The following is an 11,524-nucleotide window of genomic DNA, read 5'->3' as shown; positions in this document are numbered from 1 at the left end:
GAGTTGCAGCTATGGAAAGGATCAAGGAATCATTTTTAGTTTCTCCTTTTTTTGTATTTTTTTTAATACATTCCATGCAAGTGGGGGTGGGAATGCTAGGATTCCAGCGAATCATTGCAAAATCAGCGGGGTATGACAGTTGGATTTCCGTGATTTTATCTGGAATAGCAGTCCATATCATTGTGTGGATGATGTATAAAATACTTAATCATTCAAAAGGGGACATTATTGAAGTTCATAAAGAGGTTTTTGGAAAGTGGATAGGGGGTTTTTTTAGCCTCTTATTTATTGTTTATCTTATGGCTTTAGCGGTAACCGTTTTGCGGACCTATATTGAGGTTGTTCAGGTTTGGATGTTTCCCGAATTTAATGGTTGGGTTTTTGGTTTTTATACAATGATACTAACTTATTATATTATTTCAGGTGGTTTTCGAGCAGTAACAGGCATTAGTTTTTTTAGCATTGTCCTACCTGGATATATTATTCTTTTGGTATTTTTTCCATTGGATTATGCACATGTGCGAAATCTGGTACCAATCATGAATCATTCACTAACTGAGATTGCACAAGGCACAAAGGACATGACCTTAAGTATTATGGGATTTGAGACACTTTTGCTCTTTTATCCATTTATTAAGAATCCAGAAAAGTCTCAAAAATGGGCCCACCTAGGAGTCTTAGCAACTACTGGTTTATATCTAGTTGCCGCAGTTACTGCGATTATGTATTTTAGTGCGGATCAAATGGATAAGATCATTTGGGCAACTTTAACAATGTTTAAAAGTATCAACATGCCATTTGTAGAACGCTTTGAATATGTTGGAATCGCATCATGGTTCCTTGTGATTCTTCCTAATATTTGTATTGCACTCTGGGGAGCCAGTAGAGGAATGAAAAGAATGTTTTCAATTCAACAACGAAAAGCGTTACTATTTATTTTACCAATGGTTTTGATAGCAAGCGTTTTTATAAAAACACGTCAAAATATAGATATGGTTAGTAACTACTTATCAAAATTTGGATTTTATTATATTTTTGTTTTTATTCCTATCCTCTTTGTAATCACATTAGTCATTCGAAAACTGAGGGAGAAAAAATGAAAAAGTTTCTAATCGTAATAGCGCTTTGTGTCATTATTATAGTAACCATTATTTATGGAAGGATATCAGAAGAGATTATCGATGAAATTAATATGGTGGCTGCAATTGGAATCGACAAAGCAGAGGGTCAAAAGATTAAAGGAACAGCCGTCATCCCCGTTTTTCATGCGGATAAAAGTATTGACAATGCAAGCTTCACTGGCGAATCTTTATTAGCTAAGGAGATTATTACCGTTTTACAAAAAAAATCAGCAGACCCGTTAGTGACAGGTGCTGTTCGCGTTGTTCTGTACGAGGATGAGTTAGCGAAAGATGGAATTATTCGCTATATTGATGCACTTCAACGTGATGCAAGTATAGGATCTAAAATAAATTTAGCTGTTATTGAAGGAAAAACAAGAGACGTATTAGAAAAAACGTTAGGCAACAGGGGTACTGGGGAGTACTTGTCAATCATGCTACAACATAATATTAAACATCGTGACATGCCAAAGTCCGACCTTCATACATTTATGTATAGATTTTATATGGAGGGGATGGATCCCTATTTGCCTATGTTAAAATTGCTTTCTGATAAAATGGAAATTACAGGGCTTGGGGTTTTTCAAGAAGGGAAATTAGTGTATAAAATTGATGAAAAAGATTTATTCTTCTTTAAAGCAATGGTGCAAAATTATGGTGAAGGTGCCTACACAATACCATTAAAAGGTTCCGATGAGTTTGCGTCGATTATGCGTATCAAAACGAATAGGAAAATAAAAGTCGAGCAAGTAAATGGGAAGCCGAAGGTAAACATTACAATTAAGTTTCAAGGGATATTAAGTGAGTTTACTGGACAAAAAACAACTCCAAAAGTTGTTCAAAAGATCATCAACGAACTCGAGAGCGCTATTGAGGAAAAATCCGAAGAAATGTTAAAAGATTTTCAAGAAAAAAATATTGATCCGGTTGGAATTGGATACATGGCCAGACATTCAACTCGTGGTTTAGATTTTGAAAAATGGAAGCTTGAGTATCCTAATATCGAAATAGCGGTTCATGCAAAGGTGGAGCTGACCGAGACAGGAATTATCGAATAATATTTACAATAAAAAAGGACAATTTGCTTGCTTTTATCCTATCAATCAGTGTTCAATAGGGTATGATATACTTATTGAAAATGGTGGAAAAGATAAAAGCATAATAGGAGTGTCTTATTTGAAATATTTTATTATTACTGGAACATCTAGGGGATTAGGAGAGTCCATCGTAAAACAAATTATGGACAAAAATCATACTTTATTTTGTATATCAAGAAAGCAGAATAATGAGTTAAAAGAAATTGCGTTTGAAAAGGGAATTAATCTTTATTATTTTTCTTGTGATCTCCAAAAGACAGAGGAAATTGAAAAAGTAATGGAACGCATTTTTTCCTCCATCGACTTTTCAAATGCAGAAGGAATTTATTTAGTGAACAATGCTGGATTAATTGATCCGATTAAGCCGATTGGAAAGGCAAGTCCAAGAGAACTAACGGAGAGTATCCATGTTAATCTCTTAGCTCCAATGCTGTTAAGTTCCTATTTCATTCGCCATACGGCATCGTTTGCAACGAAAAAAGTAATTGTGAACATTTCATCAGGTGCTGCAAACCGTGCCAGATACGGATGGACAGCATACTCTACGTCTAAAGCAGGAATCGATATGTTTACAAAATCAGTGGGATTTGAGCAGGAAACAGCTGAACATCCAGTAACTATAATTTCATTTTCTCCTGGTGTAATGGACACGGAAATGCAAGAGGTAATCAGAAAAACAAAGAAAGAAGATTTCACAGAAGTTGAGCAATTCATTGAATTCAATGACAAAGGAATGCTTAGATCGCCTGACTTCGTTGCAGGTGTCATCCTCGACCTTATCTTTAACAAAGAATTAATCAATGGTCATGTATATGATATAAAATCATTTTTGTAGGACAATCCCCTCCCTAATCATAGTAGGAGGGGTATTTTTTTATTGATAGACGATTTTAAGAGCTGGAATTATAATGGGGGAATGGGGAGGAGAGATGAATATGGAATATATAAAGGTAGGAGTAATTGGTCTTGGGGCAATTGGGGAGAGGTTAATCCAAGGTTTTAACGCAAATAGCCATACTAAAGTTACAGCAGTCGTTGATACGAATATAGAGCGTGCTACAAATATGGCGGAAAAGCTTGGGGGAATCAATTGGTATGATAACCACAAGGATATGCTTGCAGAAGAAAAGTTGGACCTTGTTTATGTAGCGGTTCCACCAAAATATCACCATGTTGTTACAATGGATGTTATTGAAAAAGGAATCCATGTTTTATGCGAAAAACCTCTAGCAAACTCACTTGAAGAGGCTAAGGAAATGTATGAAAAAGTAGAAAACAAAGCTATCATTCATGCTATGAATTTTCCGCTTAACTACAGTAGCCCAGCCAATACCTTTGAGCGGTTGATGAAAGAAGGATACATAGGAAAGCTACGTAAACTAGAACTTTCATTGAATTTCCCAAACTGGCCACGTTTATGGCAACAGAATGAATGGGTTGCTGGTCGAGAACAAGGTGGCTTTGTGTTGGAAGTTGGGGTCCATTTTATTCAATTAACACAACGGATTTTTGGATCCATCACATATCAACATAGCCAGTTGGAACTTCCTGAGGATCAGTCTAAATGCGAAACGGGGGTTATTGCTTCATTAGAGTTAGAGGATGGTACACCATTTTTACTAAATGGAATCAGCCAAATTGCTGGTGCGGAACGAATCACTTATACGGCTTATGGAACAGAAGGGACACTATCCCTTGTCGATTGGGGAAGACTTGAAGGTGGCAAATTAGGTGAGGAAATTAAGCCGATTGAAGTTGAAACGGAAGAATCAGTTACCCTTATTGATAATCTTGTTGCAGCCATAGCAGGAAAAGAAAGTCAGTTATATACATTTAAAGATGGGTATGAGGCACAGGTCATTTTAGAAAAGCTACGAGCAAAATAAACAAAAAGCTCCCACGAAAAAATGTGGGAGCTAATTTAATGTTAAGTTTTTAGCATTTCGACTTACTTTGCTAAGTATTCTTCAATATCATCTAGCATGAGGTTAGCTGCTAGAACGCCACCCGCGGTGTTCCAAATTGGATCACTTACTTTGTAAGCATTTCCTGCATTAACCGCATTTAACCCTTTCCATAACGGATTATTTATCCATTCTTTTTCAACTTTAGTTGCTTCACCATTTCCTGTTTCATAGGTGAAGTAGAAAATAACGTCTCCATCCATTAATGGAATCTTTTCTTGGTCAACTTCTCGAGTAAATTGATCATTTTGATCCTGTGCAAATAAATCAACCTGCTGCTGTGGACGCTTCAAGCCCAATTGTTCGAAAATAACCCCTGAAAAGGAATCAGTATAATAAATCCGAGTGCGTCCTTCCATAAAACGGACAACGGACACTTCTGTATCAGTATTGATATTCTCTTTTACTTTATTTAAATGGTCTTTAAATTCATCAAGAACTTTTTTTCCTTCTTCTTCTTTGTTGATTGCTTTTGAATAAAGAGTAAAGTTCTTTTGCCAATCTCCTCGTAAATCCTCGGCAAAAACAGTTGGAGCAATCGCTTTTAATTGCTCATAAATTTTTTCTTGTCGCATTTTATTTCCGATAATTAAATCAGGTTCAAGCGCAGCTATTGCTTCAATATTAACATTGCTTTCTTCACCAACAACTTCTACACCTTCCATTTGTTTCTCAATATGTTCATACCATGGATCGCCAATCCAAGAACGAACTGCACCTACTGGGGTAACTCCCATTGCTAATAAGGCTTCCGTTCCCTCATTTGTTAAAACGACAATTCTTTCTGGATTTTTACTGATTTTGGTTGAACCCATTGCATGATCAACCGTGTATGTATTTTCTCCTTCAGTTTTTGCTGCATTGTTGCCTTTGTCGGTATTATCTGCAGCTCCACAAGCAGCTAATAGTAATGAACATATAGCCAGCGTCAGAAATCCGAGATATACTTTCTTTTTAAAGTTCATCTTGTATCCTCCTCTAATTGATAATGATTTTCATTTATTTAAAATGATAAAGTGATTTAAATCTTTAGTCAATACTAAATTGAGAATGATTTTCATTTCATTGACAATCATTCTCATTTCAAATAGACTAAAAGAGAAATAAAATACTAATTTTCTTTGTCTTTCTACAATGAAATAGGGAGACTGGGAAAATGTATAACATAACAAAAAACACCTAATATTAACATAAACATGTTTATCCAAAGTCATACATTTCTTTCTTATTACCGAGGGGCTCTATTATAATGGTTTTGAAATCAACTCAAGCTAAATTTACCGGACTAATTATCGGGATTTTATTGTTACTGTTTTCAATGTGTGCAAGCATTGTTTATGGATACACAGATACATCCTGGAAAATGGCTTATCAAACATTCACTGCTTTTAATGGTTCTAACGAACATATCATTATTGAAACAATTCGCTTGCCGCGCTCTTTAATTGCTACAGCTGTTGGAGCGAGTTTAGGAATTGCGGGAGCACTCATGCAAGCTTTAACGAAAAATCCATTAGCATCACCTGGAATCTTTGGTGTCAACGCTGGAGCGGGTTTTTTTATTGTGGCTGCTGTCTCCATTTTCTCGATTAATTCGTTACAAGCCTTTACCTGGGTTGCCTTTGCAGGTGCAGCTATTGCTGCATGTATTGTATATTTTATTGGATCACTTGGGCGCGAAGGCCTCACACCGATGAAATTGACATTGGCAGGAGCGGCAATTGCTGCAATGTTCTCCTCCTTCACACAAGGATTACTTGTCATTGATGAAATGGCATTAGACCAAGTACTATTCTGGCTTGCAGGATCAATCCAAGGAAGAAAGCTTGAGATGCTAACAAGTGTTCTTCCATATTTAGTCGTTGCCTGGGTAGCATCCCTTCTCTTAGCTAATAAAATTAATATTCTAACTATGGGAGAAGATGTTGCAAAAGGGCTAGGACAGAGAACGGGGACAGTTAAACTTATAACCGCTATTACAATTATACTGTTAGCGGGTAGTGCAGTTGCAGTTGCTGGGCCAATTGGGTTTATCGGAATCGTAATTCCTCACCTTGCTAGGGCATTGGTTGGAATTGATCATCGTTGGATTCTTCCGTTTAGTGGGATTCTTGGTGGCGTGTTACTTCTAGTTGCCGATATTGCAGCAAGATATATTGTCATGCCAGAAGAGGTACCAGTAGGTGTAATGACAGCATTAATCGGAACACCTTTCTTTATTTATGTGGCGAGAAAGGGGTTTCGTTAAGCATGAATAAATATCGAGCATTTCGAATGGGGAAAAAGGGAACTATATCCTTTTTAATTGATAAAAAAGCACTTGTTACGTTTTTTACTCTAGTAGCAGTAGCTATAGTTTTGTTTTTAGTAAGTACAGGGTTGGGAGAAATGAAAATAGACCCTGTTACGGTTGTAAAAACATTGTTTGGCTATGGTTCACGGATGGAGCAATTGGTTGTCACATCTTTTCGTTTACCAAGAATACTTATAGCCTTTTTAGTAGGCATGGCATTGGCTGCTGCGGGTAGTATCTTACAAGGAATTATTCGTAATCCTCTTGCATCTCCAGATATTCTAGGAATTACAGGTGGTGCGTCTGTTGCAGTTGTTGCATTTTTAGCCACTTTTTCGAATTCTAGTAATGCTTTGACTGTTAGTATAAAATGGCTACCTGTTGCTGCATTTATCGGCGCTACGGTTGTTGCGTTTTTAGTATATATTTTAGCTTGGAAAAATGGAGTTTCACCAATTCGGCTTGTGTTAATAGGAATTGGTGTTTCTGCCCTCACACAAGCGTTGACAACAACATTTATGGTAATGGGACCAATTTATCAAGCAAGCCAGGCAAATATTTGGATAACTGGAACGGTAAATGGGTCAACTTGGGCAAATGTACAAATACTCAGTCCTGTTGTCATCATCTTATTAATCCTTTGCTTTATGCTCGCAAGAAACTTAAACATTCAAGAACTTGGAGAAGAGTTAGCAACTGGGGTCGGAAGTTCCGTACAGAAACAAAGATTTTTATTACTATTAATAAGTACAGCATTAACTGGTAGTGCAGTTGCTTTTGCTGGTGGAATTGGATTTGTTGGCTTAATGGCGCCACATATGGCACGGAGATTAGTGGGTTCCGCATTTGGAGCGCTGCTACCAACAGCTGCGTTACTAGGAGGTATCCTTGTAATGGTAGCAGATTTAATAGGTAGAATTGTCTTCTCACCAACCGAGGTTCCAGCTGGCGTATTCACCGCTGCAATTGGAGCGCCTTATTTTATCTACTTGCTTTATAAGAGTAGAAATAGCTAAGACCGTGTAATATAAGGGGGAGTACTTGAATGAATGCATTGGAAACAGAAGGTTTAACATTATCGTACGGGGACTCCATTATTATAGAAGACCTCCAACTTGAAATACCAAAGGGTGAAATCACTGTTTTCATTGGAGGAAACGGATGTGGAAAATCAACTTTGTTGCGTTCATTAGCAAGACTACTTAAACCAAAACAAGGTTCAATCCTTCTTGAAGGGGAAAAAATTGCAAAGCTTCCGACTAAAGAAGTTGCGAGAAAGCTTGCCATTCTTCCTCAAGGACCAACTGCTCCAGAAGGTTTAACTGTTCTCCAGTTAGTCAAACAAGGCCGTTACCCTTACCAAAACTGGCTAAAGCAATGGTCAGAAGAGGATGAGAAAATGGTAATCCATGCATTAGAGGCTACCAATATGACAGACTTCGCTGAACGGACTGTTGATTCCCTTTCAGGTGGTCAGCGCCAACGTGCTTGGATTGCAATGACACTTGCCCAGCAAACCGACATTATTTTACTTGATGAACCAACAACCTATCTTGATATGACACACCAAATCGAAATTTTAGACCTTTTATTTGAATTGAACGAAACAGAAAAACGTACAATCATCATGGTTTTACATGACTTAAATTTAGCTTGTCGCTACGCACATCATATTGTTGCGATTAAAAACAAACAAATATATGGCCAGGGTAAACCGGAATCTGTTGTCAATTGTAGTTTAGTAAAAGATGTGTTTGGCATGGATTGTGAAGTAACCGTCGATCCACTGTTTGGTACACCATTATGCATTCCTCACGGCAAGGGAAGACGTATACTAAACAAGGTAGGAGTATAAAAATGTCAAACCTTCTTTTGAATACGGAAATCGAGCAATTAAAGGAATTTCGTCTGAGTGACAGGCAATTTCGTTCAAGTTTATCAAGTCCTATTTCTACGCTTTTTAAGGATGAAAATATAAACCTGTATTTGGAAAAAATTCAGCAGAAAATTTCAGCACCTGATAAACGAGTAGCGGCGTCGATGTTCATGAAACGTTATGGATTTTTCGCGGTTCTCAATTTGTATGCGATGACGATACTAAATAAAAGATTAAATGTTTCATTGTCAAATATCTCATTAGAAACGAATGATTCAGAAGAACTGTGGTATTGGAATCCGAAATTCTATTTTGCAGACCTTCAAACGGTGCCTGCTCCATCACAGTTTCGAGAAAAATGGCGTGATGATACAGTACGGACTATTTTTCGTGAGAATATCAATGAAGTTTTACAAACTCTTTCTACAAACTCTGGCCTATCAAAAAAAGTTCTGTGGGAAAACATCTCGATTTATGTGTATTGGCTTTATGAATCAGTATTGGCAAAACCAAAGTTTGATGGACAACGAGAGAGGATACTGGATGACTTTGAATACCTGATAAAGAAAGCGGAAGGGGAACTATTTGGTCCGATTACATGGAATCCTTTAGCTCGTTATTTTGGTGTAAAGGTATACCGTCCAGAATATGACCAAAACATCCGAACTAGGAAAACATGTTGTCTTTATTATAAAACGACGAGTACGAAAGAACGCTGCAAAACATGTCCGCTAAATTGTAAACTAGGAGATAAAAAATGAATAAAAAAATTGAGGAACAAGTTGATGGATTGCTAGAAAAGTACACAGAGCTTTTACTTGGTGAAAGTTCACCAGAATTAAAAGAAAAAGTAAAGCTTTGGTCCCTTTACATGCATATTTCAAAATCAATGCCACCACTTGCTAAGCATTGGAACGAAACATACCCTGATGCAAAGGAAGGCATCAAAGAGGTTATTGCAGAGATTAAGAAATTAAATGAAGAGCATCGGTCAAACAACAAGTAAGAGATGAGGCACAATGAAGAGTGCTTCATCTCTTTTATTTTATTGCATGGTGTTATGGTTTGGAAACTGTGTGGTTGTATAGTTATAAAACTGTTGTAACTTTTGTTGAACCTTTTGGGTTTCCTCTTCCTCAAGTTTATACCAACCATTTTTAAACATAAGATTATAGAGCTCTCTTTGACAATCCTGTGTTTCATTGAAGATGGAGCGAATATCTTGATATAATGCATCATGACTCATTTCATTTAAGGCTGTACTGTAGGCAGCTGTCATATACTTTTCAGTTGCCAACATGTCATTTATGAAATCACGATCATTCATTTGTGGTGTTTTTGGAACACTCGTTTTTGGATTTTTTACTTGATTTTGATTCATTTGCTGATTCATTTGATTCATTATGTAGCCCCCTTTTATTGCATTTGCTGGCCTTGTATTTGGCCTTGACTTGGCTGCTGTGGTTGTTGACCTGTATGCTTTTGCATGTGGTCTAAAATTTGTTGATAATGGCGCTGATGCATTTGACACGCTTTCTCAAGCGCTTGGGAGATTTCAGGCATTTGACATTGACTTGCAAAGAAATGTGCTTTCTTCACTGCTAAAAGGTTCCAGGACATCATATCGGTTAAATATAACAAGTCCTTTGATGTAATAACTGCAGGTGCTTCTGACAGCTGTTCCCCCTTTGGTGTATAAAAAGGTTGCTGTTGCTGCTGTTGTGATTGCTGTTGTTGCATATAAAAGCCTCCTTATCCTATCTATTCGATATTAGGTTTCCAAGAAAACGTTTTTGTATGCAGTGCATAGAATAAAACATGGCAGGATTCCACATGTAAGCGTTCGACAAAAATTTCTTGGGATATATTCAAAGCGTTTTAAACGTGATAGAATTTAGTAGATTAAAAGAAATTCTAGAAAGAGTGCGTTACGAGGGGGAACACGACATGGAACAAATTTTACGTAACTTCTTTTTATTTTTATCGAAAAATAAAGCGTTTACAAAACTAGCGCGGAAATATGGTTTACGCTTTGGCGCAGCCAGATTTGTCGCGGGTGAAACAATAAATTTAGCTGTAAAAAAAATTAAAGAGCTTAATGCGAAAGGCCTTGCTGTCACCATCGATTATTTAGGGGAATTCGTCGATAGTATAGAAGAAGCAAATCTTATGGCAGATGGGTCAATCGATGCAATTAAAGCAATTGGTAGAGAAAAATTAAATGCACAGCTTTCTTTAAAAATGACTTCAATGGGGTTGGATATCTCAGATGAGGTTGTTATGAATAATATGCGCAGAATTCTTGATGTTGCAAAAGAAAACAATGTCTTCGTTACAATTGACATGGAGGACTACTCAAGATGTGGGAAGACCATTGAGATTTTTAAAGAACTGCGAAAAGAATTTGATAATGTAGGAACGGTTATTCAGGCCTATCTCTATCGGACTGTAAAGGATATAGAGGACTTAGATGAATATCATCCAAATCTTCGCCTAGTAAAAGGTGCCTATAAGGAATCGCCAGAAGTGGCATTCCCCGAGAAAAAAGATGTGGATGAGAACTTTAAGAAAATCATAAAGATGCATATGTTAAATGGTAACTATACAGCAGTTGCTTCACATGATGAGGCAATCATTCAATATACGAAAGAATTAGTGAAAGAGCATAATATCAGCCACAATCAATTTGAGTTCCAAATGCTATACGGGATTCGGACAGAGCGCCAGGAGGAACTTGTAAAAGAAGGCTATACGATGCGAGTGTATGTGCCATACGGAACCGACTGGTATGGTTATTTTATGAGACGTCTCGCTGAACGCCCAGCAAATGTTGCATTTGTTCTAAAAGGGGTATTTGGGAAGTAGATTGTTTGAAAAGGTGTAAAAGTTGTAAAGCAGTGCGAGCAAAACAAAATGTTTTACTCGCGCTGCTTTTTATTTTGATTTGAAAGTGGAACATCTTTTAGATGATGAAGTCACTTCCGGCCAAGACATTGCCTGTGAAAGTCCTTCATAGTGGTTATGAAGTCACTTTCAGCCAAGAATTTGCTGCGGAAAGTCCTTCATGGTAGTAATGAAGAGGACTCCGCCCGAGTGAAAGTTACAAAATCCCCTTCATGAGAGCTATGAAGGGGATTCGCCATGAATGAAATCGACGAAGTCCCTTTCATGAG

At 37.2% G+C, this 11,524-nt stretch carries 13 protein-coding genes; 10 read left to right on the top strand and 3 right to left on the bottom strand.

The window, feature by feature from the left end; genetic code table 11:
• The first annotated feature begins 11 nt into the window (after window positions 1-11).
• From BTHG_RS09270 to BTHG_RS09255, 4 genes are all read left to right on the top strand, one after another.
• Window positions 12-1,100: a GerAB/ArcD/ProY family transporter gene (locus BTHG_RS09270; protein ID WP_010676479.1), complete on the top strand. Its 1,089-nt coding sequence runs from the start codon at window positions 12-14 to the stop codon at window positions 1,098-1,100.
• Complete coding sequence (locus BTHG_RS09265; RefSeq protein ID WP_010676478.1) at window positions 1,097-2,179, top strand: Ger(x)C family spore germination protein; 1,083 nt, start codon at window positions 1,097-1,099, stop codon at window positions 2,177-2,179. The genes BTHG_RS09270 and BTHG_RS09265 overlap by 4 nt, the downstream gene beginning before the upstream one ends.
• A 118-nt stretch (window positions 2,180-2,297) precedes the next feature.
• Complete coding sequence (locus BTHG_RS09260; protein ID WP_010676477.1) at window positions 2,298-3,053, top strand: (S)-benzoin forming benzil reductase; 756 nt, start codon at window positions 2,298-2,300, stop codon at window positions 3,051-3,053.
• 100 nt (window positions 3,054-3,153) lie between these two features.
• Window positions 3,154-4,104, top strand: a complete 951-nt coding sequence (locus BTHG_RS09255; RefSeq protein WP_010676476.1) for a Gfo/Idh/MocA family protein — start codon at window positions 3,154-3,156, stop codon at window positions 4,102-4,104.
• A gap of 62 nt (window positions 4,105-4,166) precedes the next feature.
• On the opposite strand, the gene BTHG_RS09250 is transcribed toward BTHG_RS09255, so the two are convergent.
• Complete coding sequence (locus tag BTHG_RS09250) at window positions 4,167-5,147, bottom strand: ABC transporter substrate-binding protein (protein WP_010676475.1); 981 nt, start codon at window positions 5,145-5,147, stop codon at window positions 4,167-4,169.
• A gap of 284 nt (window positions 5,148-5,431) precedes the next feature.
• Between BTHG_RS09250 and BTHG_RS09245 the strand changes: the two genes are divergently transcribed.
• Genes BTHG_RS09245 through BTHG_RS09225 form a run of 5 tightly spaced genes read left to right on the top strand, consistent with a single transcriptional unit; the run spans window position 5,432 to window position 9,357 of the window.
• The gene (locus BTHG_RS09245) at window positions 5,432-6,430 is read left to right on the top strand and encodes a FecCD family ABC transporter permease (RefSeq protein ID WP_010676474.1); all 999 of its coding nucleotides are present in this window, start codon (window positions 5,432-5,434) and stop codon (window positions 6,428-6,430) included.
• A 2-nt stretch (window positions 6,431-6,432) separates the two neighbouring features.
• Window positions 6,433-7,491 carry a FecCD family ABC transporter permease gene (locus tag BTHG_RS09240; RefSeq protein WP_010676473.1) on the top strand — a complete coding sequence of 353 codons (1,059 nt, stop codon included), beginning with the start codon at window positions 6,433-6,435 and terminating at the stop codon, window positions 7,489-7,491.
• 29 nt (window positions 7,492-7,520) lie between these two features.
• Window positions 7,521-8,330, top strand: a complete 810-nt coding sequence (locus BTHG_RS09235; protein WP_010676472.1) for an ABC transporter ATP-binding protein — start codon at window positions 7,521-7,523, stop codon at window positions 8,328-8,330.
• A gap of 2 nt (window positions 8,331-8,332) precedes the next feature.
• Window positions 8,333-9,112, top strand: a complete 780-nt coding sequence (locus tag BTHG_RS24590; RefSeq protein ID WP_010676471.1) for an IucA/IucC family C-terminal-domain containing protein — start codon at window positions 8,333-8,335, stop codon at window positions 9,110-9,112.
• Window positions 9,109-9,357 (top strand): YusU family protein, encoded by a 249-nt coding sequence (locus BTHG_RS09225; protein ID WP_010676470.1) that lies wholly within the window; start codon window positions 9,109-9,111, stop codon window positions 9,355-9,357. Before BTHG_RS24590 ends, BTHG_RS09225 begins: the two co-directional genes overlap by 4 nt.
• A 39-nt stretch (window positions 9,358-9,396) precedes the next feature.
• Here BTHG_RS09225 and BTHG_RS09220 read toward each other — a convergent pair whose 3' ends face one another.
• Window positions 9,397-9,732 (bottom strand): spore coat protein, encoded by a 336-nt coding sequence (locus tag BTHG_RS09220; protein ID WP_010676469.1) that lies wholly within the window; start codon window positions 9,730-9,732, stop codon window positions 9,397-9,399.
• 35 nt (window positions 9,733-9,767) lie between these two features.
• Window positions 9,768-10,091: a hypothetical protein gene (locus tag BTHG_RS09215; RefSeq protein ID WP_010676468.1), complete on the bottom strand. Its 324-nt coding sequence runs from the start codon at window positions 10,089-10,091 to the stop codon at window positions 9,768-9,770.
• A 207-nt stretch (window positions 10,092-10,298) separates the two neighbouring features.
• On the opposite strand from BTHG_RS09215, the gene BTHG_RS09210 reads away from it, so the two are divergent.
• The gene (locus tag BTHG_RS09210; RefSeq protein WP_010676467.1) at window positions 10,299-11,216 is read left to right on the top strand and encodes a proline dehydrogenase family protein; all 918 of its coding nucleotides are present in this window, start codon (window positions 10,299-10,301) and stop codon (window positions 11,214-11,216) included.
• Window positions 11,217-11,524 lie beyond the last annotated feature (308 nt).

Source organism: Bacillus timonensis, from assembly GCF_000285535.1.
In the GTDB taxonomy this organism is placed as follows: Bacteria; Bacillota; Bacilli; order Bacillales; family Bacillaceae_L; genus Ferdinandcohnia; species Ferdinandcohnia timonensis.
Note: the sequence above shows the minus strand (reverse complement) of the source record. Positions and strands in the feature narration are given on the sequence as shown.

Excerpts from the sequence above, each read along its gene's own strand:
- BTHG_RS09270 (WP_010676479.1), top strand. The coding sequence starts at position 12 with ATGGAAAGGATCAAGGAATCATTTTTAGTTTCTCCTTTTTTTGTATTT.
- BTHG_RS09265 (WP_010676478.1), top strand. The coding sequence starts at position 1,097 with ATGAAAAAGTTTCTAATCGTAATAGCGCTTTGTGTCATTATTATAGTA.
- BTHG_RS09255 (WP_010676476.1), top strand. The coding sequence starts at position 3,154 with ATGGAATATATAAAGGTAGGAGTAATTGGTCTTGGGGCAATTGGGGAG.
- BTHG_RS09250 (WP_010676475.1), bottom strand. The coding sequence starts at position 5,147 with ATGAACTTTAAAAAGAAAGTATATCTCGGATTTCTGACGCTGGCTATA.
- BTHG_RS09245 (WP_010676474.1), top strand. The coding sequence starts at position 5,432 with ATGGTTTTGAAATCAACTCAAGCTAAATTTACCGGACTAATTATCGGG.
- BTHG_RS09240 (WP_010676473.1), top strand. The coding sequence starts at position 6,433 with ATGAATAAATATCGAGCATTTCGAATGGGGAAAAAGGGAACTATATCC.
- BTHG_RS09235 (WP_010676472.1), top strand. The coding sequence starts at position 7,521 with ATGAATGCATTGGAAACAGAAGGTTTAACATTATCGTACGGGGACTCC.
- BTHG_RS24590 (WP_010676471.1), top strand. The coding sequence starts at position 8,333 with ATGTCAAACCTTCTTTTGAATACGGAAATCGAGCAATTAAAGGAATTT.
- BTHG_RS09225 (WP_010676470.1), top strand. The coding sequence starts at position 9,109 with ATGAATAAAAAAATTGAGGAACAAGTTGATGGATTGCTAGAAAAGTAC.
- BTHG_RS09220 (WP_010676469.1), bottom strand. The coding sequence starts at position 9,732 with ATGAATCAAAATCAAGTAAAAAATCCAAAAACGAGTGTTCCAAAAACA.
- BTHG_RS09215 (WP_010676468.1), bottom strand. The coding sequence starts at position 10,091 with ATGCAACAACAGCAATCACAACAGCAGCAACAGCAACCTTTTTATACA.
- BTHG_RS09210 (WP_010676467.1), top strand. The coding sequence starts at position 10,299 with ATGGAACAAATTTTACGTAACTTCTTTTTATTTTTATCGAAAAATAAA.